Genomic DNA, 23200 nt, shown 5'->3' on the forward strand with positions numbered 1-23200 from the left:
GCTTTAATCAGGCGGGGAACACACCCGTCGAGAGATACCGGTCGCCACGATCGCAGACGATGAACACGATCGTCGCGTTCTCGAGCTGGCGCGCGAGACGCATCGCCACCTCACATGCGCCGCCCGACGAGATCCCCGCGAAAATGCCTTCGACCGACGCAAGACGGCGCGCCATGTTCTCGGCGGCGGCCTGGCTCACGTTCTCCACGCGATCCACGCGGCTGCGGTCGAAAATTTTCGGCATGTACGCTTCCGGCCACTTGCGAATGCCCGGAATGCGCGAGCCTTCTTCCGGCTGCGCGCCGACGATCTCGATCGCCTGATTCTTTTCTTTCAGGAACTGGGACGTGCCCATGATCGTGCCGGTCGTGCCCATCGACGAAACGAAGTGCGTGATGCGCCCTTCGGTGTCGCGCCAGATTTCCGGGCCGGTGGTCTCGTAGTGCGCAAGCGGATTGTCGGGATTGGCGAACTGGTCGAGGATGATGCCCTTGCCGTCGCGCTGCATTTGCTCGGCGAGGTCGCGCGCATATTCCATGCCGCCCTTGACCGGCGTGAGCATGATTTCGGCGCCGTAGGCCGCCATGCTCTGGCGGCGCTCGACCGAGAGGTCCTCCGGCATGATGAGGACCATCTTGTAGCCGCGGATCGCCGCCGCCATGGCGAGCGCGATGCCCGTATTGCCGCTCGTCGCTTCGATGAGCGTGTCGCCCGGCTTGATGCGGCCGCGTTCTTCGGCTTTACGGATCATCGAGAGCGCCGGGCGGTCCTTCACCGACCCAGCCGGGTTGTTGCCTTCCAGCTTGGCCAGCACGACGTTGTTGCGGGCGCGGATTTCGTCGTCCGGCAGGCGGACGAGCTGCACGAGCGGCGTATTGCCGATCGTGTCTTCAATGGTCTTGTAGGGCATGGGAATGGCGGTGAGGCGCGATGACGTGATCCATTGATTCTAAACCACGTGGGCAGCGACCGCAGAGGACCCATAACGCTCGTATGGACGCAGGCTGCCGACCCCGCCTCCATGCGCGGCAAAAAGCCCGCGGCCCGGGCCGCGGGTCAACGTCGCGGGTCGACATCACCTGAGCGACACCTGAAGGAGACTGCACCGCGCGACGGTGAAGCACGACGCGCGGGGTAACACGCAAGCGCAAGCGGACTGCTACTTCTTGACCGCCACGGCAGCCTGCGGTCCGCCCGCCTTCGCGGGCGTTGCCTGCGCAACCTTCGCCTGCGCCGCCTGGGGCTGCGCGGGGCCGATCGCCAATCCTTCGGCCTGCAAACGTTCGACGGTATGGCCGCCCATGCCCTTTACGCGCTTGCCGAGGTCACTGGCATCCTTGTACGGGCCGTGCGTGCTGCGCTCGTCGAGAATCGCCTTGGCGCGCGCGGGCCCAACGCCCTTGATGCCGCGAAGCGCGTCTTCGTTGGCAGTGTTGACGTCCACGGCCGCGAAGGCGTGGCTGAATACGGCCAGAAGCGCGGCCGCCGCAAGGACTTTTCGGAACATGCTGGATCTCCCTGAAAACGCCGGCGACCATCGCCGGCGAGGAGAGTCCAGTTTATGAAGTCAGGGCTTCGCGTTACACCTGGCCAGAAAGCCAACGTACGTAACGATCCACGCCTTCCTGCACCGTCAGGAACGGCGCGTCGTAGCCCGCTGCGCGCAGCTTCGACTGGTCCGCTTGCGTGAAGCACTGATACTTGCCGCGCAGCGCATCGGGGAACGGGATGTACTCGATCAGCCCTTCCTTGACCTGCTCCGCGAGCGAGAGCGCGGGCTTGCCTTCCATCGCGCGCAGCGTGTTCACCACGGTCGTGGCGATGTCGTTGAACGGCTGGGCGCGGCCGCTGCCCAGGTTGAAGATGCCCGTCTTCTCCGGATGATCGAAGAAGAACAGGTTGACCTTCACCACGTCCTCGACGGAGACGAAGTCGCGCGTCTGCTCGCCCGGCGCATAACCGTTGTATTCGCCGAACAACTTCACCCGGCCTTCGGCGCGGAACTGGTTGAAGTTGTGGAACGCCACCGACGCCATGCGCGCCTTGTGCGTTTCACGCGGACCGTACACGTTGAAATAGCGAAAGCCCGCAATCTGGCTTTGCGCCGTGGGCAGCACGCGGCGGATCACCTGGTCGAACAGGAACTTCGAATAGCCGTACACGTTCAGCGGCGCTTCCACGTCGCGCTCTTCGACGAAGCGCGTCGAGCCGCCGTAAATTGCCGCCGACGACGCGTACAGAAACTGCACGCGCTGCGCGAGGCACGCGTCGAGCACGGCGCGGCTATAGCGGAAGTTGTTGTCCATCATGTAGCGGCCGTCGGTTTCCATCGTGTCCGAACAGGCGCCTTCGTGGAACACCGCGCGCACATCGCCGAAATCGCCGCGCGTGAAGCGCTCGACGAACTCGGTCTTGTCGATGTAGTCGTCGATCTCGCAATCGACGAGATTCCTGAACTTGTCCGCGCGGGTGAGATTGTCGACGGCGATGATGCGGTCTTCGCCGCGTTCGTTCAGCGCCTTGACGATGTTGCTGCCGATGAAGCCGGCCGCGCCGGTGACGATGAGGGTCATGATAGGTCTGCGGTGACGAGGTTCACGCGAGGTTGATGCCCCGCCGGAAAAACGCTGCGGAAATTCCGGCCGGGGTGCGAGCGCTGCGCGCTCGCGTGCACAACGTTATTGAAAGAGTTCGTCGTAATCGACGGTGGCCGTACCGAGCTTGCCGACCACGATGCCGGCCGCGCGATTCGCGAGCGCAACGCCTTCGACGAGCGGCAAGCCCGCGCCCAGCATGACCGCGACGGTCGCGATCACCGTGTCGCCGGCGCCCGAGACATCATACACTTCGCGCGCATCGGCCGCCGCGTGCAGCGCGCCGTCATCGGAAAAGAGCGTCATACCCTCTTCGGAGCGCGTGAGCAGCAGCGCATCGAACTGCAGTTCGCGGCGCAGTTTCGTCACGCGCGCGTGCAGATCCTCTTCGGACTTCCAGGTGCCCACCACTTCGCGCAGCTCCGCGCGGTTCGGCGTGATGAGGCTCGCGCCGCGATAGCGCTCCCAGTCGTCGCCCTTGGGGTCGACGAGCACCGCCTTGCCCGCGGCACGCGCCTTCGCGATCATCTGCGTGACGTGCGTGAGGCCGCCCTTCGCGTAGTCGGAGAGCAGAATCACATCGTGCGTCGGCAGCAGCGCGTCGAAACGCGCGAGGCCGGCGAGCAGGATCTCGTGCGCGGGCGTGTTTTCGAAGTCCACGCGCAAAAGCTGTTGCTGGCGCGAAAGCACACGCAGCTTGATGGTGGTCGGCAACGCGGGATCGCGCTCGAGATACGCGTTCACGTTGCTTTCGTCGAGCAGTTCGACGATGCGCTCACCCGGTTCGTCATGGCCCACCACGCACAGGAGGCCTGCATGCGCGCCGAGCGCCGCCGCGTTGCGCGCGACGTTCGCGGCGCCACCCAGGCGGTCTTCCTTGCGCTGCACGTGCACGACCGGCACCGGCGCTTCCGGCGAAATGCGGTTGACGTCGCCGAACCAGTAGCGGTCGAGCATGACGTCGCCCACCACCAGCACGCGCGAGGTGGCGAGCTTCTCGCGCGGCACGACGCGCACTTCGGGCGCGATAGTGGCAGCAAGCGCGGCGACGGGCGCGGCTTCAGGCTGCGGAGTTTGCGAGATTGACATGGGGCCGCCCAATCGAGTGATAGTCAATGCCGAGCTCCGCCATGGCGTCGGGCTCGTAGAGATTGCGTCCGTCGAAGATACGCGGTGCCTTGAGCACCTTCTTCAAATGCGCGAAATCGGGCGCCTTGAAGGCGGTCCATTCGGTGACGATCACGAGCGCGTCGGCGCCCGTGAGCGCGTCGTCCTGGCTCGACGCGAACGTCAGGCGCTCGTGCTGCTCCGGCGCGTGCGCGAGATCGAGCGCGAATACGCGCTGCGCCTCTTCGGCCGCGACCGGGTCCCACGCCGCCACCGTGGCGCCGCGCGAGAGCAGGTCGGCGATCAGACGGCGGCTCGGCGCTTCGCGCATGTCGTCGGTGTTCGGCTTGAACGCGAGGCCCCACACCGCGAAGTGCTTGCCGGTGAGGTCGTCGCCGCACACCCGGGCGATCTTCTTCACAAGCACTTCCTTCTGCCCGTGATTGACTTCCTCGACGGCTTCGAGCACGCGCAGGTTCTGGCCCGACTCGGCAGCCGTGCGGATCAGCGCCTGCACGTCCTTCGGGAAGCACGAGCCGCCATAGCCGCAGCCCGCATAGAGAAAGTGATAGCCGATACGCGGATCGGAGCCGATGCCGCGGCGCACCGACTCGATGTCTGCGCCCACGCGGTCGGCGAGATTCGCCATCTCGTTCATGAACGAGATGCGCGTGGCGAGCATGGCGTTGGCCGCGTACTTCGTGAATTCGGCGGAGCGCACATCCATGTAGATCGTGCGTTCGTGATTGCGGTTGAACGGCGCGTAGAGGCGCTTCATCTTCTCGCGCGCGGCGGTGCCGTTCTCGTCCTCGTCGAGGCCGATGATGATGCGGTCCGGGCGCATGAAGTCGTCCACGGCCGCGCCCTCTTTCAGGAACTCGGGGTTCGAGACGACCGAGAAGCGGTGATCCACGCTTTGCGAGAGGCCGCGCTTCGCCAGTTCTTCGGCCAGCACGCCGTGCACGCGCTGCGCCGTGCCGACCGGCACCGTCGACTTGTCGACGACCACCTTGAAGCCGTTCATGTGACGGCCGATGCTGCGCGCCGCTTCGAGCACGTACTGGAGATCGGCCGAGCCGTCTTCGTCGGGCGGCGTGCCCACGGCGATGAACTGCACCTCGCCGTGCTCGACGCTCGCCGCGATGTCGGTGGAAAAGGTAATGCGCCCGGCCGCGCGATTGCGCGCGATGAGTTCGAGCAGGCCCGGCTCGTGAATCGGGACGCCGCCGCCATTCAGGATGTCGATCTTGCGCGGATCGACATCGAGGCAAAACACGTCGTGGCCGATTTCGGCAAGACACGCACCGGTGACGAGGCCGACGTAGCCGGTACCGACAATGGTGATCTTCATAGGCGCTCCGGTGACAGATGCGAATGTTGGAATGACTGGGGGCGCGGCCGGCCAGGTGCCGGGCTAAGCGCGCGCCCTTAAGGCTCAGCTCGACGCGGGAACCGGCTCGACGCGGCGCGGCGCATAGGTTTCCCAGCCGCTGCAGCCCGGACACTGCCAGTAGAAGAGGCGCGCCCGGAAGCCGCAGTTCTGGCAGGTGTAGCGAGGCAGGTTCTTGGTGCGCTGCTGGAGCAGCTTGCGCATCAGTTCGAGTTCGCTGCGGCGCGGCTCTTCGGCCGTGGCCTGCTGCGCTTCGAGCAGGCGCGACATGCCGGCGAGATTCGGCGACTTCTGCATCTGCGTGCGGGCGAGCGCGTGCGCCGCATCGGGGCCGCGCAGCGCGGCGACATACTTGTAGGCGACATCGAGCAGATCGTTCGACGGATACGCGTCGACCCACGTCGTGAGCAATTGTGCGCCCTCTTCGGCGCGGCCGAGCGTCTCGTAGGCCTTCATGACCTTTTCGGCCACGAGCGGCAGATAAGCGGGGTTTTGCGCTTCGACTTCGCGCCAGTGCCCAAGCGCACTCTCGCAATCGCCGCTTGCCGCGTCGACGTCGCCCGCGAGGATCGTCGCGCGCACGTTCTGCGCGTTGGCCTTGAGCGCGAGCGCCAGCTGACGGCGCGCTTCGTCGGGCTTTTTCTGCTGGAGCGCTTCCTGCGCGAGTTCGCAATGGAACTGCGCGATCTCGAGGTCGAGCGACGCCGCGCCCATCGTTTCGAGATGACGCGCCGTGTCGATGCAGCGGTTCCAATCCTTCTCGATCTCGTAGATCGCGAGCAGTGCGCGCTGTGCACCGAGTGCGAAGTCGCCCGACTTGAGCTTGCCGAAGGTCTCTTCGGCGCGGTCGAGCATGCCGGCCTTCAGAAAATCCTGGCCGAGTTCATAAAGCGCGTGGTCGCGCTCGTTTACGGGCAGGTCGGAACGCGAAAGCAGGTTCTGATGCACGCGGATCGCGCGGTCGGTCTCGCCGCGGCGGCGAAACAGATTGCCGAGCGCGAAGTGCAACTCGACGGTTTCGGGGTCGAGCTTGGCGACCTCGATGAACGCGTCGATGGCCTTGTCCGGCTGCTCGTTGAGCAGAAAATTCAGGCCGCGAAAATACGAGCGCGGCAGGTTGGCGCTTTCGGAAAGCAGTGCCTTCAGGTCGTAGCGCGACGCCATCCAGCCGAGCGCGAAAGCCACGGGAATGACGAGGAGCCACCAAAAATCGAGATCCATGCGAGCGATGGTATGAGCGGAAAATCAGCCGCACGCGTTCAGGCGCGCGGCACGGCAATACAAATCAGATGAGCGGCGGCAGCGGCGGCTCGACGCTCGGCGTGGGCGTTTCACGCGCCACGCGCAAGTCGCGTTTGAGGCGGCCGTTTTCCATGCGCAGCCGGAACACGCCGGGCAGCGCGGAAAGCAGCCCCGCCAGCAGCCCCACGACAAAAAACGCGAGGCCGATCAGGATCAGCGGGGCCTGCCACGAATATCCGGCCAGAAAGTTCAGCGTCGCGGTTTGCGTGTTGGCGAGCGCAAGTACGAGCAGCAGTACGAACACCAGCACACGGATCACCCAGGCGATCAATCTCATTGAAGGATTCTCTTGGCAGTTGAGAAAGGCGCCGGCACGGCGGACATGCTGCGTCGCAGCACAAGCCGCGCCGAAGTGTCCCGTATTGTAATTGAACGGCTCGCGGGCCGACACGTGTGCGCGAGCGCCGAGCGTGGCAATCCAGCTTGCCGGAACTAACCGCGTCGAAAAAACGCAGACGAAAAAAAACGCCGGGGTTATTCACCCCAGCGCTTTTTACCGGTCCATGCATTCTGGCCATCTGGCATTGACCGCCGACGACCGCAATCGCCTGATCGAAAACGATCCAACGCTTACAGGTCGTCGTCCGGCTCGTCCGCCTTCAGCGGCTCGCCCGAATTACGGTCCACGCGCTCGCGCAATTCCTTGCCCGGCTTGAAGTGCGGCACGAACTTCTCAGGCACCAGCACCTTTTCACCCGACTTGGGATTGCGGCCGACGCGCGACGGCCGACGATTCAGGCCGAAGCTGCCAAAGCCACGAATTTCGATGCGATGGCCCTTGGCAAGCGCCTCGGACATCGCATCGAGCATCGTCTTGACCGCGAAATCCGCGTCCTTGAGAACAAGTTGCGGAAATCGCGTAGCCAGCTGCGCGACCAATTCAGATTTGGTCATACTTCAGCTTGCCCCCGTTTGAGGCTTACTGGTTCTGGCCGTCGAGCTTGGCCTTCAGCAGCGCGCCGAGATTGGTCGTGCCGGTAGCAGCCTGACCCGAATCAGCCGACATGCTGCGCAGTGCTTCCTGCGTCTCAGCCGAGTCCTTCGCCTTGATCGACAGGTTGATGCCACGCGACTTGCGATCGATGTTGATGATCATCGCGTTGACCTTGTCGCCTTCCTTCAGCACGTTGCGAGCATCTTCCACGCGGTCTTGCGCGATTTCCGAAGCACGCAGGTAGCCTTCGACGTCGGCGTTCAGCGTCACGACTGCGCCCTTGGCGTCAACCGACTTGACCACGCCGTCGACGATCGAACCCTTGTCGTTGACAGCAACGAAGTTGCTGAACGGGTCGCCTTCGAGCTGCTTGATGCCGAGCGAAATGCGTTCCTTCTCGACGTCGATGCCCAGAACCACGGCTTCGACTTCGTCGCCCTTCTTGTACTTGCGAACGGCTTCTTCGCCAGCTTCCGACCACGACAGATCCGAAAGGTGAACCAGACCGTCGATGCCGCCAGGCAGACCGATGAACACGCCGAAGTCGGTGATCGACTTGATCGCGCCCTGGAGCTTGTCGCCCTTCTTGAAGTTGCGGCTGAAGTCATCCCACGGATTCGGCTTGCACTGCTTCATGCCGAGCGAGATGCGGCGGCGGTCTTCGTCGATCTCGAGGACCATGACTTCGACTTCGTCGCCCAGCTGGACAACCTTCGACGGAGCAACGTTCTTGTTGGTCCAGTCCATTTCCGACACGTGAACCAGGCCTTCGATGCCCGATTCGACTTCGACGAACGCGCCGTAGTCGGTGATGTTCGTGACCTTGCCGAACAGACGCGTGCCCGACGGGTAACGGCGCGAGATGCCTTCCCACGGATCGTCGCCCAGTTGCTTGATACCGAGCGAAACGCGGTTCTTTTCCTGGTCGAACTTGAGGATCTTCGCGGTGACTTCCTGGCCAACCGAGAGAACTTCGCTCGGGTGACGCACGCGACGCCATGCGATGTCGGTGATGTGCAGCAGGCCGTCGATGCCGCCGAGGTCCACGAACGCGCCGTAGTCGGTGATGTTCTTGACCACGCCGTTGACGATCGCGCCTTCCTTCAGCGTTTCGAGCAGCTTTGCGCGCTCTTCGCCTTGCGTGGCTTCGATCACTGCGCGGCGCGACAGCACGACGTTGTTACGCTTGCGGTCGAGCTTGATGACGCGGAATTCGAGGGTCTTGCCTTCGTACGGCGTCGTGTCCTTGACCGGACGCGTGTCGACGAGCGAACCCGGCAGGAACGCGCGGATGCCGTTGACCATGACGGTCATGCCGCCCTTGACCTTGCCCGTGATCGTGCCGGTCACGAGTTCGTTGTTGTCGAGAGCCTTTTCCAGCGACAGCCACGAAGCGAGACGCTTCGCCTTGTCGCGCGACAGGATGGTGTCGCCGTAGCCGTTTTCCAGCGCGTCGATCGCGACGGAAACGAAATCACCCGCCTGAACCTCCACTTCGCCCTGGTCGTTCAGGAATTCCTCGATAGGAATATAGGCCTCGGACTTCAGGCCAGCGTTGACGACCACGAAGTTGTGGTCGACGCGCACGACTTCAGCGGAGATGACTTCGCCGGCGCGCATGTCCTGGCGGGTCAGCGACTCTTCGAACAGAGCCGCAAAGGATTCGGTATTGGGGGTGGAGGTTTGCAGGTCGGACATAAAAATCTGGATTTGCATGGTTTTCGCTGCCCTGCCAGCCAGTTTTGACTGCCGGGCGTTGAGGCCGGAACACTATGCTCGCGGCGCAGATGCAAAAGCCATACGGGGTTAAAGGGTTTAACACACGCCCTGTTTCTTTCCAGGGCACCAACTGGCACTGCTTACTGCTTTCTTTACTGCGCTTTGCCGCGTTCGTTGACTACCGTACCGGCCGCAGTTGGCTCGACTCCTGGTACCACTGCACCACCTGTTCGACCGCCTGGTCGACGGAGAGCGCCGAGGTATCGAGAAGCTGCGCATCCGCTGCAGGCTTGAGCGGCGCAGCCGCGCGGTTACTGTCGCGCGCGTCGCGTTCACGCAAATCCCGAAGCAAGTCATCCATATTAGCAGAAAAACCTTTTTGGATCAATTGCTTATGCCGGCGGGCCGCGCGGGCCTCCACGCTGGCCGTCAAAAACACCTTCAGAACGGCGTCCGGGAAGATCACGGTGCCCATGTCGCGGCCGTCCGCGACGAGCCCGGGAAGCTTGCGAAACGCCCGCTGGCGCGCCACGAGCGCGGTACGCACGGCAGGATGCGCGGCGATCATCGAGGCGCGGTTGCCCACTTGCTCGGCACGGATTTCGTTCGAAACGTCGACGCCGTCGAGCTGCGCAAGCCCCTCGCGGAACGTGATATGGAGATCGTCGATCAGCTTCGCAAGGCTCTCGGCGTCATCGGCAGCAATCGCGTAGCGCACGCTCGCGAGCGCCGCCAGCCGGTACAGCGCGCCGCTGTCGAGCAGGTGAAAGCCGAGTTGCGCGGCGACCAGCGCGGCCACCGTGCCCTTGCCGGAGGCGGTCGGGCCGTCGATCGTGATGACGGGCGTCGGATAAAAGGGACGGGTCGATTTCATGCGGCAAAGGTACTCGGCTTCATTTGAATCAAGGTTGCGCGAGCGCGAGGAAGCGCTCGAAATAATCGGGGAACGTCTTGCCGACGCACTTCGGGTCGTTGATGCGCACCGGCACGCCGCCGAGGCTCACGAGCGAGAAGCACATCGCCATGCGGTGATCGTCGTAGGTGTCGATCGCGGCGTTCGGCGTGAGTTTCTCGGGCGGACGCACGATCAGGTAATCCGGGCCCTCTTCCACGTTCGCGCCCACCTTGCGCAGTTCCGTGGCCATCGCGGCGATGCGGTCGGTTTCCTTCACGCGCCAACTCGCGATGTTGCGCAGCGTCGTCGCGCCATCGGCGAAGAGCGCCGCCACGGCGATCGTCATGGCCGCGTCGGGAATCAGGTTGAAGTCCATGTCGATGGGGTCGAGCTTGCCGTGATCGTTGCCGATCCCGCGCACCTCGATCCAGTCGTCGGCGACCGTGACGTTCGCGCCCATGCGCATGAGCGCCGCGGCGAACGCAACGTCGCCCTGGATGCTCGAGCGCCCCACGCCTTCCACGCGCAGCGGGCCGCCGCCGATCGCGCCAGCGGCGAGAAAATACGACGCCGAAGACGCATCGCCTTCCACCATGATCTTGCCCGGCGACTGATAGCGCACGCCTGCCGGGATCTCGAAGCGATGCCAGCCGTGGCGCTCGACCTTCACGCCGAAGCGCTCCATCAGCTTGATCGTGATTTCGATGTAGGGCTTGGAGATCAGCTCGCCGTCCACTTCGACGATCGTCACGCCGTCCTTGGCGCGCACGAGCGGCAGCGTCATCAGAAGCGCGGTGAGGAACTGGCTCGACACGTCGCCGCGCACGCGGATGGGCGCCTCGACCGAAATCGGCGCCGGGCGGATGCGCAGCGGCGGATAGCCTTCGTTTTCTTCGTAATCGATCTTCGCGCCGATCTGGCGCAGGCCGTCCACGAGATCGCCGATAGGCCGCTCGTGCATGCGCGGCACGCCGTGAATGCGGTAGTCGCCGCCATTCACCGCGAGCGCGGCCGTGAGCGGACGCACCGCCGTGCCCGCGTTGCCAAGAAAGAGATCCGCGCGCACCGCCTGGAACGCGCCGCGCGTGCCCTGCACGACGCAGGTGTCGTCCTCGCGCTTGAGCTTCACGCCGAGCTTTTCCAGCGCGTCGAGCATCACGCGCGTGTCGTCGGAGTCGAGCAGGTTCGTGATGGTCGTTTCGCCCTCGGCCAGCGCTGCGAGCAGCAGCACGCGGTTCGAGATGCTTTTCGAGCCGGGCAGACGGATCGTGCCGGACGCACGGGTGAACGGTCCGAGATCGAGGTGTTCCATGAGCGTGTCCTGAGAATGCCTGGTGTTACCTGAGATTGCCTGAGGTTGCGGCGCTCGCGCCGTCGGTCTGGGTCCTGCTTGCTTATTTGCCTGGTGCTGTATCGATGGCCGCCGCCGCGCCCTTGCCGCCGCGTTCCTGCCACGCCTCGCGCGCCGCGCGCGAACGCGCGAACACGGTTTCGAGCGCAACGCCGTCGCCGGCGTCGATGGCCGCGCGCAGCTTCGCCAGCACTTCAGTGTAGCCGTCGAGTTCTGCGAGCAGCGCCGCGCGGTTCGCGAGGCACACGTCGCGCCACATTTCGGGGCTCGACGCGGCAATGCGCGTGAAGTCGCGGAAGCCGCCCGCTGCGAACGAGAATTTCAGCTGCGCGTCGGGCGAAGCGAGAATCTGGTCGACGAGCGCAAAAGACAACACATGCGGCAGATGGCTCACCGAAGCGAACACGCGATCGTGCTGCGCGGCCGGCATCTCGCCGATCACGGCGCCCGTGGCGCGCCACATCGCGGCAATGCGCTCGACCGAAGCCGGTGCGTTTTCCGCAAGCGGGCACAGCACGACGTTGCGGCCCACGTAGAGATCGGGCAACGCGGCATCGACGCCGCTCGACTCGCGCCCGGCGATCGGATGTCCCGGCACGAACTGGGCGACGCGCACGCCGAGCGCAGCGCGGGCCGCGGCGATCACGTCGCTCTTGGTGCTACCGGCGTCGGTGACGATGGTTGCTTGCCCCAGGTGCGGCGCGATGCGCTCGAGCAGCGCCTGGGTTTGCGCGACGGGAGCCGCGATCAGCACGATGTCGGCGCCGTCCAGCGCGGCGGCGAGTGCCGTTTCGTCGTCGAGCGTCGCGGCGGCGTCGATCACGCCCAGTTCGAGCGCGCGCGAGACAGACTGCGCGCTGCGGCCCACGCCGATCACCTGCGCGCCTTCGCCGCCGTGCGAACCGCGCTCGCGCAATGCGCGTGCAAGCGACCCGCCGATCAGGCCCACGCCGAAAATCACCAGTTTGTTAAACGAAAACGCGCTCACGACGTCACCGAAAAAAGTAAAGAATGCGCGCTCACGGCGCGCCTAGCGCTCGCTCGAGGGCCGCGACGAATGCCGCGTTCTCCTCGGGCAAGCCGATCGTCACACGCAGCCATTGCGGCAGGCCGTAGTTGCCAACCGGACGCACAATCACCGCTTGCTTGAGCAGCGCGAGATTCACGCGCTCGCCGGCGCCGTCGTCCGTTGCGTCCTTCGCCACGCGCACCAGCACGAAATTGCCGTCCGACGGCACGTATTCGAGGCCGAGGCGCTCGAACGCCGCGGTGAGCGTGCGATAGCCTTCGGCGTTGAGCGCCGCGCTGCGCTCGAGGAACGGCGCATCGCCGAGCGCCGCGATGGCGGCTGCCTGCGCGAGCGTGTTGACGTTGAACGGCTGGCGCAAACGGTTGAGCAGATCGGTCAGCTCCGGCTGCGCGATCGCAAAGCCGATGCGCAGGCCGGCGAGTCCGTAGGCTTTCGAGAACGTGCGCGAAACGAGCAGGTTCGGATAGCGGCGCACCCACGCGATCGAGTCATAGCGCTTCTCAGCCGCGAGGTATTCCGTGTACGCCTCGTCGAGCACAACCGCGACATGCGCGGGCACCTTCGCGATGAACGCCTCGAGCTTCGCGCCATCGACGAACGTGCCGGTCGGGTTGTTCGGGTTCGCCACGAACACGAGACGCGTGTCTTCGTCGATCGCCGTCAGCATCGCATCGAGATCGTGACCGTAGCGCACAGCCGGCGTCACGATATGGCGAGCGCCGAGGCCCTGGGTCGCAAGCGCATAGACCGCGAATGAGTACTGCGAATACACGATCGACTGACCGCGCTCGACGAACGCATGCGCGGCCATTTCGAGAATGTCATTGCTGCCGTTGCCGAGCGTGATCCACTCGGGCGGCACGGCGTAGCGCGCGGCCAGCGCAGCCTTCAGCTCGAACGCGTTCGAATCGGGATAACGGCCCAATTCGCTCGCAGCCTGCACGATCGCGCGTTGCGCCGATTCGGGCATACCAAGCGGATTCTCATTCGACGCGAGCTTCACGATGCGCGCTTCGTCGAGCCCGAACTCGCGAGCGACTTCGGAAATCGGTTTGCCGGCGATGTATGGCGCGATTGCGCGCACATACGAGGGGCCGAATTGCGTGGTCATGCGTCTCTCCAGGGCTCAAGGCGCCGGGCGTACAACGGTCTCATCCAGACAGATCGGGAAAGGCGCGCCGCCCGGCATCCTCATGCGGCGGGCGGCGGTTGGCGGCGGGCCGCCCGCACCTTCCGAGCTTTAGCGTGCGCGCGGATACGAACCGAGGATCTTCAGATACGCGGCTTTCTTGCTGAGTTCGTCGAGCGCGGCGGCCACGGCGGGTTCGTCGCGGTGACCTTCGAAGTCGATGTAGAAGTAGTACTCCCACGTGCTGCCAAGGCGCGCCGGCCGCGACTCGAATCGCGTCATCGACACGCTGTGACGCGCGAGCGGCTCGAGCAACTTGTACACCGCGCCCGGCTCGTTCTTCACCGACACGATCATCGAAGTCTGGTCGCGACCCGTCGCGCCAGCCGGCTGCTTGCCGATCATGACGAAGCGCGTGCGGTTGTGCGGATCATCCTGGATCAGCGCGTTCGCAATCAGGAGACCGTAGTGCGTGGCGGCGCGATCGCCCGCAATCGCGGCGACCGTCGGGTCGGCGGCGGCAAGACGTGCGGCCTCCGCATTGCTCGACACGCTCTGACGCTCGAGCTGCGGCGCGTTCGCCGTCAGCCAGTGCTGACACTGTGCGAGCGCCTGCGGATGCGCGCACACGCGCGTAACACCTTGCAGGTTGCCGCTTTGCGTCATCAGATTGTGCTGAATCGGCAACGCGATTTCGCCGCCGATGACGAGCTGCGTTTCGAGGAACAGGTCGAGCGTGCGCGAAACGGCGCCCTCGGTCGAGTTCTCGACCGGCACGACGCCGAACTCGGCTGCGCCCGCCTCGACCGAGCGGAACACCTCGTCGATCGACGGACACGGCAGGCCTTCGATCGACTGACCGAAGTACTGGTACATCGCCTGTTCGCTATAGGTGCCGACCGGGCCGAGGAACGCAGCCGAAATCGTCTTTTCGAGCGAACGGCTCGCGGCCATGATCTCGCGCCAGATCGCGCTGATGTGATCGTTGCCGAGCGGACCGTCGCTCATGTTCTGCAGGCGCTCGATGACCTGAAGCTCGCGCTCCGGGCGAAACACCGGCGCGTTGAAATGCTTCTTGACCTCGCCTACTTCGAGCGCGACCGAGGCGCGCTGGTTCAGGAGCGCGATGAGCTGCGCGTCGATTGCATCGATGCGTTCGCGCAGCGGCTTGAGTTGGGAGTTGAGTTCGTCGTCCATGCGTGAAACCGGCAATCTGAAAGGATGCGCGCGGCGCCGCTTCGCCCGTGAGCGAGGAGCGCTTACGCGTGCTTCGCCTCGAATTCCTTCATGTACTCGACCAGCGCATTCACTGCTTCGAGCGGCACCGCGTTGTAAATCGATGCCCGCATGCCGCCGACGGACTTGTGGCCCTTCAGCTGCAACAGCCCGCGCTCTTTGGCGCCGGCGAGGAAATCTGCGTTACGTGTTTCGTCGGCGAGGAAGAACGGCACGTTCATCCGCGAGCGCGCGCGGCGCTCCACCTTGTTGATATAGAAGCTGCTTGCGTCGATCGTGTCGTAGAGCAGCTTCGCTTTTTCCACATTGCGCGCCTCGATGACTTCAAGGCCGCCTTGACGCTTCAACCACTTGAACACGAGCCCGGCGATATAGATCGCGTAGGTCGGCGGCGTGTTGAACATCGAGTTGTTCGCGGCCACGGTCTTCCATTCGAACGCCGAAGGACAGATCGGCATCGAACGGTCGAGCAGGTCTTCGCGCACGATCACCACCGTCACGCCCGCCATGCCGATGTTCTTCTGCGCGCCGCCGTAGAGCACGCCGTACTTGGCGATGTCCATCGGGCGCGACAGGATATGCGACGAGGCGTCGGCCACGAGCGGAATGTCGCCGAGGTCGGGAATCTCGAAGGTCTCGACGCCGTCGATCGTCTCATTCGTGCACAGGTGCACATAAGCGGGGTCGTCGGAGAGCTTCCACTCGCTCTTCGGCGGCGAATGCGTGAAGCCGGCTTCGGTGCGGCCCGTCGCGGCGATATGCGCTTCGCCGTACTTGAGCGCTTCCTTCTGCGACTTCTGCGACCACGAGCCAGTGACGACGAAATCGGCGCGCGGCTTCGAACCAAACAGGTTGAGCGGCACGATCGCGTTTTCGCCGATGCCGCCGCCCTGCAGGAACAGAATCTGGTGGCTTGCGGGCACCTGCATCAGCTCGCGCAGATCGAGCAGCGCCTCGGCGTGGATCTGCATGAATTCCGGGCCGCGATGGCTCATTTCCATCACGCCCATGCCGCTGCCGTGCCAGTCGAGCATTTCGTCAGCGGCCTGACGCAGGACTTCTTCTGGCAACGCTGCCGGTCCGGCTGAGAAGTTGTAGACGCGCATCGTAAAGAGATCCCCGAGGCAGGCGCTGTGGCAAAAACCGCCGGAAAACGCGCCAGAAAAAGAAAATGGCCGCTTGCGCTTCTCGCGCAAACGACCATTATCGCATTGTCGCCGGGAACCCGCCACGCACGGCGCGGCGGTGGGCTCTCCAGTCTATGCGGCCGATCCGGCCCCGCTACCGTACATCATGGCTGCGGACCAGAAGGGCTATTGCCAGGCTTACTTGCCGACCTTGACCGAAGCGACTTCCTTGTCGGCCTGGTCGCGCGTTGCCTTGATCGACTGCGGCATGTACTTCTGCATCAGGCTGTTCACGACATCGCGGCCAACCTGGTCTTGAACCTGAATGAACTTGCGGCCGGTCGGGCTGCGGTAGAACGTGGTCAGGTCCTTGATTTCCTGCGTGCTGTAGTACTTCGCGTAGGCGTCGTACTGAGCTTGCATGGCGTCCGTCTTGAACGAGTCGGTCGCGAAGACCTGGCCTGCCGAGTCAACCAGCTTCGGCACGGCGTTCTTCTGCAGCGACGGAACAGCAGCTTGCTTCTGCTTGTCCGTCATCGTCTTGTTTTCCGAGAGCGCGTCCGACAGGATCGCCGGGACGAGCTGCTTGGCTTGCATCTGGGCGCTGTTGCCGATTGCGCCGACGAGCTTCTGTGCGTCGATCGCGTCGAGCAGGTCCTTGATCGCGGCTTGCTTGGCCGGATCGACGGGTGCTGCAGCCGCTGCCGGTGCCTGGGGGGCGGGCGCCTGGTTCTGGAGCGCCTGAGCCATGGCAAACGTCGGCACGAGAGCGGCCAGCAACATCACCTGCTTGAATCGTTTTTGCATCATTACTCCCTTTGAGAAATTAATCGATTTGCGCTGCCGTGCGGACTGCGGGGCGCCGCGTTGCGTTATGCGCCCGCTCACCCGTCCGCCCGACATACCATTCATTTCGCTGACACTAACAAGGTTCGCTGAAACCCACCTTAAAGCCCGCGTAAGCGCATCGATTGAACGCACTTCAGCGGGCCAGGATGACGTATCACTCTTCGCCTTCGCCCGGTTCGCCCTCACCTTCGGCGTCCGCTTCTGCGTCCGCTTCGGCGACCTGCTGCAGTCCGGAAAGCTTCGTACCTTCGTCAAGGCTGATGAGTGTAACACCTTGCGTTGCACGGCCCATTTCGCGAATTTCCGACACGCGGGTGCGAATCAGAACGCCCGTGGTGGTGATCAACATGATCTGCGCTTCGGAGTCGACGAGTGTGGCCGCAACCACCTTGCCGTTGCGCTCCGACGTCTGGATCGCGATCATGCCCTTCGTCCCGCGGCCGTGGCGCGTGTACTCCGTGATCGGGGTGCGCTTGCCATAACCGTTTTCTGTCGCGGTGAGCACCGACTGCTGCTCGTCGCCCGCCACGAGCAGCGCGATGACCTGCTGATTGTCTTCGAGCTGCATGCCACGCACGCCGCGCGCTTCGCGGCCCATCGGGCGCACGTCGTTCTCGTCGAAGCGCACCGCCTTGCCGGCGTCGGAGAACAGCATGACGTCGTGCTCGCCGTCGGTGATCGCAGCGCCGATCAGGTAGTCGCCGTCGTCGAGACCGACCGCAATAATACCCTTGCGCAGCGGGCGGCTAAAGGCTTCGAGCGGCGTCTTCTTTACCGTGCCGAGCGCTGTAGCCATGAAAACAAACTTGTCGGCCGAGAATTCCTTGACCGGCAGCACGACCGTGATCTTCTCGCCATCCTGCAGCGGGAACATGTTGACGATCGGACGGCCGCGCGAGTTGCGCGAACCCTGCGGCACTTCATACACCTTCACCCAGTACACGCGGCCGCGATTCGAGAAGCACAGGATGTGGTCGTGCGTATTGGCGATGAAGAGCGTGTCGATCCAGTCGTCGTCCTTCATCGACGTTGCCTGCTTGCCGCGACCTCCGCGCTTCTGGGCGCGATATTCCGACAACGGCTGCGATTTCACATAACCGGCGTGCGACATGGTCACGACCATGTCCTGCGGCGTGATCAGGTCTTCGGTGTTGAGCTCCGTGGCGTTCATCTCGATCTTCGAGCGGCGGGCGTCGCCGAATTCGCTCTTGATCGAGGTGAGTTCGTCGGAGATCATGGTCGTTACGCGCTCGGGGCGCGCGAGGATGTCGAGCAGGTCGGCGATCTGCGCCATGACTTCGCGGTACTCGCCGATGATCTTGTCCTGCTCCAGGCCGGTCAGGCGCTGGAGGCGCATTTGCAGGATTTCCTGCGCCTGCGTGTCGGACAGACGGTAGAGGCCGTCGGCCTGCATACCATATTGCGGGTTCAGACCTTCCGGACGGTAGGCTTCGCGCCCACCCGCCGCGGCATTGTCCTGCTCCGCGCGCGTCAGCATCTCGCGCACGAGCGACGAATCCCACGAGCGGTTCATCAACTCCTGCTTCGCGATAGGCGGCGTCGGCGCGGCCTTGATGAGTTCGATGAAGTCGTCGATGTTCGCGAGTGCGACAGCGAGACCTTCGAGCACGTGGCCGCGTTCGCGCGCCTTGCGCAGTTCGTACACCGTGCGACGCGTGAGCACTTCGCGGCGATGCGAGAGGAAATGCTCGAGCATTTCCTTCAGGTTCAGCAGCTTCGGCTGGTTGTCCACCAGCGCGACCATGTTCATGCCGAACGTGTCTTGCAGCTGCGTCGCCTTATACAGATTGTTGAGGATGACCTCGGGCACTTCGCCGCGCTTGAGCTCGATCACGACACGCATGCCGCTCTTGTCGGATTCGTCGCGAATATCGGAAATGCCTTCGAGCTTCTTCTCGTTGACGAGCTCGGCAATGCGTTCGAGCAACGAACGCTTGTTCACCTGATACGGCAGCTCGTCGACGATGATCGCCATGCGCTGGCCGCGATCGATTTCCTCGAAGTGCGTGGCCGCGCGCATCACGACGCGGCCGCGGCCGGTGCGATAGCCGTCGCGCACGCCTGCGACGCCATAAATAATGCCGGCGGTCGGGAAATCGGGCGCGGGGATGATCTCGATCAGTTCGTCGATCGTTGCATGCGGGGTCTTCAGCAGATGCTGGCAAGCGTCGACGACTTCGTTGAGATTGTGCGGCGGAATGTTCGTGGCCATGCCGACCGCGATACCCGACGAACCGTTGATGAGCAGGTTCGGAATGCGCGCGGGCAGGATCTGCGGCTCGCTCTCGCTGCCGTCGTAGTTCGGCCCGAAGTCGACCGTTTCCTTGTCGATGTCGGCCAGCAGCTCGTGGCCGATCTTCGCCATGCGGATTTCGGTGTATCGCATGGCGGCGGCGTTGTCGCCGTCGATGGAGCCGAAGTTACCCTGGCCGTCGACCAGCATGTAGCGCAGCGAAAAGTCCTGCGCCATCCGCACGATCGTGTCGTAGACAGCCGTGTCGCCGTGGGGGTGGTACTTACCGATGACGTCGCCGACGATACGGGCCGACTTCTTGTAAGCGCGGTTCCAGTCGTTATTCAGCTCGTGCATTGCGTAGAGCACGCGCCGGTGGACAGGCTTCAGGCCGTCACGAACATCCGGAAGTGCTCGCCCGACGATCACGCTCATCGCGTAATCGAGATACGAGCGGCGCATTTCCTCCTCGAGGGAGATTGGCAGAGTCTCTTTGGCGAATTGATCCATTATCGATGTCTTATTTGGGCACGCGGTGTGCTAGCGCCTCGCCCCAACTGGAAGAGCGAAGGGTCGCCGCAGTCACCGCGAGACGCCCAGCTGTCGCATGGACGCCGCGGACGCAGCGCATCACGCGATTCTACCATGCACGACGCCCTCGCCCGCCGCCTGCGTATACCTATTAGAGGGGTGAAGCCGAAGCGCTCAAAAGCGGCTTGAGCGTGGCGCAAACGCCGCAGTGCGAACCGGAATCAGATGCATCGCGACTGATTTGGATGACAATGTGTGACGCTCCCGCTACCCAGGCGCAATACCAGGTAAAATTAAGGGAACTTTTTTGTTGCGGGCGTACCACGTTCGACCGGCAGCAGTGAAAGGGGCGGATTTTTTTTATCGTCGGAGGGGAACGATATGGCAAAATGCCAACGCACAAAGTTAGACACTGCTCGAAGTCTACACAACGCAAAGCGTTCCCCACAACTTGCCAATGTTATACTTCGAGCAATGTATGACTTGTCTTCGTCATATGGCTCGCAGTAAACCTGCGGTAATCTCAATTTCGAGAGGAGAAATATGAATAAACTTTCAAAGCTCGCGTTCATTGCAGCTACCGCAGTTGTGGCTGCATCCGCTCAGGCACAATCGGTGCCGGCGTCGCGACAAGCCGTCAATGACAACTGGGTGAATGGTACCGGCGAATACGTGTGGATGAACGGCACGAACGAGCTTTGCTGGCGCGATGCATTCTGGACGCCGGCCACCGCCAACGCCAAGTGCGATGGCGCCCTGGTCGCCCAGGCACCGCAGCCGCCGGTCGCTCCGCCGCCGCCGGCCATCACCAGCCAGAAGATCACGTACCAGGCTGACGCCCTGTTCGACTTCGACAAGGCCATCCTGAAGCCGGCTGGTAAGGAAAAGCTGGACGACCTGGCAAGCAAGATCCAGGCTCTGAACCTCGAAGTCGTCGTCGCGACGGGCTACACCGACCGTATCGGCTCGGTTGCCTACAACGACCGTCTGTCGCTGCGCCGTGCGCAAGCCGTCAAGTCGTACCTGGTCAGCAAGGGCGTTCCGGCAGAGCGTATCTACACGGAAGGCAAGGGCAAGCGCAACCCGGTTACGACGGGCTGCAACCAGAAGAACCGCAAGGCTCTCATCGCCTGCCTCGCACCGGACCGTCGCGTGGAAGTCGAAGTCGTCGGCACGCAAAAGCAGTAATCGCGAGCTCTCGACCGCAAGTCTCAAAAGCCCCGCTTCGGCGGGGCTTTTTTTATCCCGCGTTTTATCCTTATTTCTTTTCGCCTGTTTCCGCGCGGCTTCGTCGTTTTGGAAAGGTTGACGGCACTGCGTGGCATTTTGCCGCCCTGCGCACCCGCCTATATACTCGGGGTTTATTCTTTCCAGCCCGCACCGCGCTTCAGGCTGCCACGACATGACGAATGCCGATCCCCACGAGCTGCAGAAATTCAGCGATCTCGCTCATCGCTGGTGGGACCCGAACGCCGAATTCAAGCCGCTGCACGAACTCAACCCTATTCGCCTGAGCTGGATAGACAGCCATGCGCATCTGCCGTCCAAGCGTGTGCTCGACATCGGGTGCGGTGGCGGCATCCTCTCCGAATCGATGGCGGGACTTGGCGCAACGGTGAAAGGCATCGACCTTTCGCGCGAAGCGCTCGGCGTGGCCGACCTGCATAGCCTCGAGAGCGGCGTGACGGTGGACTACGAGCTGATCGCAGCCGAAGCGATCGCCGCGCGCGAGCCTGCGTCGTTCGACGTCGTGACCTGCATGGAAATGCTCGAACACGTGCCGCAGCCCGCCGAGGTCGTGAAGGCCTGCGCAACGCTCGTGAAGCCTGGCGGCTGGGTGTTCTTTTCGACGCTCAATCGCAACGTGAAGTCGTATCTTCTCGCCGTGATCGGCGCGGAATACATCGCCCAGATGCTGCCCAAGGGCACGCACGACTACGCGCGCTTCATCCGCCCCTCGGAGCTTGCCGCGTTCGTGCGCGACGCCGGCATGCACGTCGCGGAGATCAAGGGCATCACGTATAACCCGCTTACGCGGCACTTCGCGCTTTCGAACGATTCCAGCGTCAATTACATGATCGCTTGCCGGCGCGGCGCCTGACGGCTCTTGCGCGAGCGGCGCCGCCGGATCACCCTGCTCCGGCGGCATTTCCTGCACACCGGCGCGCCGCGCCATCGCTTCCAGACATGAACTCACCCACGAACGCCCAATCTGCCGCGGACAGCGCCGCAGCGCTTGCCGCCTGCGACGCCGTGCTGTTCGACTTCGACGGCACGCTCGCCGATACGGCCCCCGACCTCGCCGCCGCCGTCAACCAGATGCGCCACGCGCGCGGCCTCGCGCCAACGCCGCTCGAAAAGCTGCGTCCGCTCGCTTCGGCGGGCGCGCGCGGCCTGATTGGCGGCGCGTTCGGAATTGGCCCCGACGATCGCGAGTTCGCCGCCATGCGCGAGGAGTTTCTCGCCAACTACGAGGCGAATCTGCGCATCGAGACGGCGCTCTTCGCGGGTATCGACGCGGTCCTCGACGACCTCGACGCCCGCGGCGTGCGCTGGGGCATCGTGACCAACAAGGTCGCCCGTCTCACCGAGCCGCTCGTGAAGCTGATGCATCTGGACACGCGCGCAAGCTGCGTGGTGAGCGGCGACACGACACCCTATTCCAAGCCGCATCCGGCGCCACTGCTGCACGCGGCAGAGGCGCTCGGCATTACGCCGCAACGTGTGGTGTATGTCGGCGACGATCTGCGCGACGTGCAGGCGGGCGCCGCGGCGGGCATGGCGACGATCGCCGCCGCCTACGGCTACTGCGGCAACGACGTGCCGCCCTCGCATTGGAATGCACACTATGTCGCCGACACCACGGCGACGCTGTTCGCCCTGCTCCAGCACATCGGCAAGCCGGCCTGAGGCGCAGCCACACCGCCTTTGCGCAGGGACAGCCCGCGCACCCTTGAACCGGGCGCGGTTCGCCTCATATGGCGAACTATGGGATAATTGTCCCTTCCTCTGGGGCCGACCTGGTTTCGACAGGGGTTATGAAGTAATCAGGGCATGCCGAGGACCCGTCACCTCGTTAATCAATGGGAAAAACGTAACTGCAAACGACGATACGTTCGCACTGGCAGCCTAACGGCCGCCGTCCTCTGCCTGGCTCACTGACGGGCTAGCGTCGCAAGACCGGTAGCAATACCGCCAGAGGTCATTTACGTCAGTTAAGCCTTGGTGGCGTCACGACGCCAAGGTCGAAAATCTAGTGAATCGCCGTAGCGCAGCGTGTTCGTCCGCGTCGCTCCGGTTAAATCAAATGACAGAACTACGCATGTAGAACTGGTTATGGACTGCTTCTGGACGCGGGTTCGATTCCCGCCGGCTCCACCAGATATTTCGGTTCGTCCACGACGAATAGACTCGAGCCCCGGCGCCGCAAGGCTGTCGGGGCTTTTTGCTTTCCACCCCCGATGGGCAGTTCAAACTCCTCCACTTGTGGGCGGCTAAATTCCCCCAGGCAGGACGAGCGGATTATGCGTCGGATTCCTCAGTGACGGCAAGCCTGGCAGCGGCTTCACGGAGACGATAGCTCTTGCCTTCAAACTCGAGGAGTTTGGAGCGATGCAGCAGACGGTCAAGGATCGTCGAAGCCATGGTGCTGTCGCGAAGGTAGCGCCCCCAGTCCTGGACGACGCGGTTGGACGTGACGAGGATGCTGCGGCGTTGCTTGTAGCGTTGATGGACGAGGGTCTGCAGCAGTT

General features: G+C 63.7%; 21 protein-coding genes and 1 other RNA gene. 4 read left to right on the forward strand and 18 right to left on the reverse strand.

Annotated features, from left to right (window positions below):
* Positions 1 to 7: 7 nt before the first annotated feature.
* The 17 genes from cysM to gyrA all read right to left on the reverse strand — a co-directional run bounded on the left by cysM (position 8) and on the right by gyrA (position 19427).
* Positions 8 to 910, reverse strand: a complete 903-nt coding sequence (cysM, locus tag E1N52_RS15850; protein WP_133183700.1) for a cysteine synthase CysM — start codon at positions 908 to 910, stop codon at positions 8 to 10.
* Positions 911 to 1159: 249 nt separating this feature from the next.
* Positions 1160 to 1507 carry a ComEA family DNA-binding protein gene (locus tag E1N52_RS15855; RefSeq protein WP_133183701.1) on the reverse strand — a complete coding sequence of 116 codons (348 nt, stop codon included), beginning with the start codon at positions 1505 to 1507 and terminating at the stop codon, positions 1160 to 1162.
* Between the two features lie 73 nt (positions 1508 to 1580).
* Positions 1581 to 2573 (reverse strand): ADP-glyceromanno-heptose 6-epimerase, encoded by a 993-nt coding sequence (rfaD, locus tag E1N52_RS15860; RefSeq protein WP_133183702.1) that lies wholly within the window; start codon positions 2571 to 2573, stop codon positions 1581 to 1583.
* 105 nt (positions 2574 to 2678) lie between these two features.
* Complete coding sequence (gene rfaE1 / locus E1N52_RS15865; RefSeq protein ID WP_133183703.1) at positions 2679 to 3683, reverse strand: D-glycero-beta-D-manno-heptose-7-phosphate kinase; 1005 nt, start codon at positions 3681 to 3683, stop codon at positions 2679 to 2681.
* Complete coding sequence (locus E1N52_RS15870) at positions 3655 to 5052, reverse strand: UDP-glucose dehydrogenase family protein (RefSeq protein ID WP_133183704.1); 1398 nt, start codon at positions 5050 to 5052, stop codon at positions 3655 to 3657. Before E1N52_RS15870 ends, rfaE1 begins: the two co-directional genes overlap by 29 nt.
* 84 nt (positions 5053 to 5136) lie before the next feature.
* Positions 5137 to 6312 carry a lipopolysaccharide assembly protein LapB gene (gene lapB, locus E1N52_RS15875; RefSeq protein WP_133183705.1) on the reverse strand — a complete coding sequence of 392 codons (1176 nt, stop codon included), beginning with the start codon at positions 6310 to 6312 and terminating at the stop codon, positions 5137 to 5139.
* Positions 6313 to 6376: 64 nt separating this feature from the next.
* Complete coding sequence (locus E1N52_RS15880) at positions 6377 to 6670, reverse strand: lipopolysaccharide assembly protein LapA domain-containing protein (RefSeq protein WP_028208175.1); 294 nt, start codon at positions 6668 to 6670, stop codon at positions 6377 to 6379.
* 293 nt (positions 6671 to 6963) lie between these two features.
* Entirely contained in the window at positions 6964 to 7287 is a 324-nt protein-coding gene (locus E1N52_RS15885) for an integration host factor subunit beta (protein WP_027817382.1), read from the reverse strand.
* Positions 7288 to 7312: 25 nt separating this feature from the next.
* A complete protein-coding gene (rpsA, locus tag E1N52_RS15890; protein WP_258365450.1) occupies positions 7313 to 9043 on the reverse strand; it encodes a 30S ribosomal protein S1 in 1731 nt (576 codons plus the stop codon).
* Between the two features lie 181 nt (positions 9044 to 9224).
* Positions 9225 to 9920: a (d)CMP kinase gene (gene cmk, locus E1N52_RS15895; RefSeq protein ID WP_133183706.1), complete on the reverse strand. Its 696-nt coding sequence runs from the start codon at positions 9918 to 9920 to the stop codon at positions 9225 to 9227.
* 28 nt (positions 9921 to 9948) lie between these two features.
* Positions 9949 to 11253 carry a 3-phosphoshikimate 1-carboxyvinyltransferase gene (gene aroA / locus E1N52_RS15900; RefSeq protein WP_110387991.1) on the reverse strand — a complete coding sequence of 435 codons (1305 nt, stop codon included), beginning with the start codon at positions 11251 to 11253 and terminating at the stop codon, positions 9949 to 9951.
* Between the two features lie 82 nt (positions 11254 to 11335).
* The gene (locus E1N52_RS15905; RefSeq protein WP_133183707.1) at positions 11336 to 12280 is read right to left on the reverse strand and encodes a prephenate dehydrogenase; all 945 of its coding nucleotides are present in this window, start codon (positions 12278 to 12280) and stop codon (positions 11336 to 11338) included.
* Positions 12281 to 12311: 31 nt separating this feature from the next.
* Complete coding sequence (gene hisC / locus E1N52_RS15910; RefSeq protein ID WP_133183708.1) at positions 12312 to 13433, reverse strand: histidinol-phosphate transaminase; 1122 nt, start codon at positions 13431 to 13433, stop codon at positions 12312 to 12314.
* 129 nt (positions 13434 to 13562) lie between these two features.
* Positions 13563 to 14648: a prephenate dehydratase gene (gene pheA / locus E1N52_RS15915; RefSeq protein ID WP_133183709.1), complete on the reverse strand. Its 1086-nt coding sequence runs from the start codon at positions 14646 to 14648 to the stop codon at positions 13563 to 13565.
* Positions 14649 to 14710: 62 nt separating this feature from the next.
* Complete coding sequence (serC, locus tag E1N52_RS15920; protein ID WP_133183710.1) at positions 14711 to 15793, reverse strand: 3-phosphoserine/phosphohydroxythreonine transaminase; 1083 nt, start codon at positions 15791 to 15793, stop codon at positions 14711 to 14713.
* Between the two features lie 219 nt (positions 15794 to 16012).
* The gene (locus E1N52_RS15925; RefSeq protein ID WP_069262944.1) at positions 16013 to 16621 is read right to left on the reverse strand and encodes a DUF2059 domain-containing protein; all 609 of its coding nucleotides are present in this window, start codon (positions 16619 to 16621) and stop codon (positions 16013 to 16015) included.
* A 196-nt stretch (positions 16622 to 16817) separates the two neighbouring features.
* Positions 16818 to 19427 carry a DNA gyrase subunit A gene (gene gyrA, locus E1N52_RS15930; RefSeq protein WP_133183711.1) on the reverse strand — a complete coding sequence of 870 codons (2610 nt, stop codon included), beginning with the start codon at positions 19425 to 19427 and terminating at the stop codon, positions 16818 to 16820.
* A 564-nt stretch (positions 19428 to 19991) separates the two neighbouring features.
* On the opposite strand from gyrA, the gene ompA reads away from it, so the two are divergent.
* The 4 genes from ompA to ssrA all read left to right on the forward strand — a co-directional run bounded on the left by ompA (position 19992) and on the right by ssrA (position 22829).
* The gene (ompA, locus tag E1N52_RS15935; protein WP_042260999.1) at positions 19992 to 20636 is read left to right on the forward strand and encodes an outer membrane protein OmpA; all 645 of its coding nucleotides are present in this window, start codon (positions 19992 to 19994) and stop codon (positions 20634 to 20636) included.
* Positions 20637 to 20850: 214 nt separating this feature from the next.
* Positions 20851 to 21549 carry a bifunctional 2-polyprenyl-6-hydroxyphenol methylase/3-demethylubiquinol 3-O-methyltransferase UbiG gene (gene ubiG / locus E1N52_RS15940; protein ID WP_133183712.1) on the forward strand — a complete coding sequence of 233 codons (699 nt, stop codon included), beginning with the start codon at positions 20851 to 20853 and terminating at the stop codon, positions 21547 to 21549.
* An 86-nt stretch (positions 21550 to 21635) separates the two neighbouring features.
* Positions 21636 to 22358 (forward strand): phosphoglycolate phosphatase, encoded by a 723-nt coding sequence (gene gph, locus E1N52_RS15945; RefSeq protein WP_133183713.1) that lies wholly within the window; start codon positions 21636 to 21638, stop codon positions 22356 to 22358.
* A 101-nt stretch (positions 22359 to 22459) separates the two neighbouring features.
* Positions 22460 to 22829: a transfer-messenger RNA gene (gene ssrA, locus E1N52_RS15950) on the forward strand.
* A gap of 141 nt (positions 22830 to 22970) precedes the next feature.
* Here ssrA and E1N52_RS15955 read toward each other — a convergent pair.
* The coding region (locus E1N52_RS15955; RefSeq protein WP_165979312.1) for an ATP-binding protein at positions 22971 to 23200 on the reverse strand (230 nt) is incomplete at its 5' end.

The organism is Paraburkholderia guartelaensis (genome assembly GCF_004353905.1).
In the GTDB taxonomy this organism is placed as follows: Bacteria; Pseudomonadota; Gammaproteobacteria; order Burkholderiales; family Burkholderiaceae; genus Paraburkholderia; species Paraburkholderia guartelaensis.

Coding starts and splice junctions, on each gene's coding strand:
- cysM (WP_133183700.1), bottom strand. CDS start 910: ATGCCCTACAAGACCATTGAAGACACGATCGGCAATACGCCGCTCGTG.
- E1N52_RS15855 (WP_133183701.1), bottom strand. CDS start 1,507: ATGTTCCGAAAAGTCCTTGCGGCGGCCGCGCTTCTGGCCGTATTCAGC.
- rfaD (WP_133183702.1), bottom strand. CDS start 2,573: ATGACCCTCATCGTCACCGGCGCGGCCGGCTTCATCGGCAGCAACATC.
- rfaE1 (WP_133183703.1), bottom strand. CDS start 3,683: ATGTCAATCTCGCAAACTCCGCAGCCTGAAGCCGCGCCCGTCGCCGCG.
- E1N52_RS15870 (WP_133183704.1), bottom strand. CDS start 5,052: ATGAAGATCACCATTGTCGGTACCGGCTACGTCGGCCTCGTCACCGGT.
- lapB (WP_133183705.1), bottom strand. CDS start 6,312: ATGGATCTCGATTTTTGGTGGCTCCTCGTCATTCCCGTGGCTTTCGCG.
- E1N52_RS15880 (WP_028208175.1), bottom strand. CDS start 6,670: ATGAGATTGATCGCCTGGGTGATCCGTGTGCTGGTGTTCGTACTGCTG.
- E1N52_RS15885 (WP_027817382.1), bottom strand. CDS start 7,287: ATGACCAAATCTGAATTGGTCGCGCAGCTGGCTACGCGATTTCCGCAA.
- rpsA (WP_258365450.1), bottom strand. CDS start 9,043: ATGCAAATCCAGATTTTTATGTCCGACCTGCAAACCTCCACCCCCAAT.
- cmk (WP_133183706.1), bottom strand. CDS start 9,920: ATGAAATCGACCCGTCCCTTTTATCCGACGCCCGTCATCACGATCGAC.
- aroA (WP_110387991.1), bottom strand. CDS start 11,253: ATGGAACACCTCGATCTCGGACCGTTCACCCGTGCGTCCGGCACGATC.
- hisC (WP_133183708.1), bottom strand. CDS start 13,433: ATGACCACGCAATTCGGCCCCTCGTATGTGCGCGCAATCGCGCCATAC.
- pheA (WP_133183709.1), bottom strand. CDS start 14,648: ATGGACGACGAACTCAACTCCCAACTCAAGCCGCTGCGCGAACGCATC.
- serC (WP_133183710.1), bottom strand. CDS start 15,793: ATGCGCGTCTACAACTTCTCAGCCGGACCGGCAGCGTTGCCAGAAGAA.
- E1N52_RS15925 (WP_069262944.1), bottom strand. CDS start 16,621: ATGCAAAAACGATTCAAGCAGGTGATGTTGCTGGCCGCTCTCGTGCCG.
- gyrA (WP_133183711.1), bottom strand. CDS start 19,427: ATGGATCAATTCGCCAAAGAGACTCTGCCAATCTCCCTCGAGGAGGAA.
- ompA (WP_042260999.1), top strand. CDS start 19,992: ATGAATAAACTTTCAAAGCTCGCGTTCATTGCAGCTACCGCAGTTGTG.
- ubiG (WP_133183712.1), top strand. CDS start 20,851: ATGACGAATGCCGATCCCCACGAGCTGCAGAAATTCAGCGATCTCGCT.
- gph (WP_133183713.1), top strand. CDS start 21,636: ATGAACTCACCCACGAACGCCCAATCTGCCGCGGACAGCGCCGCAGCG.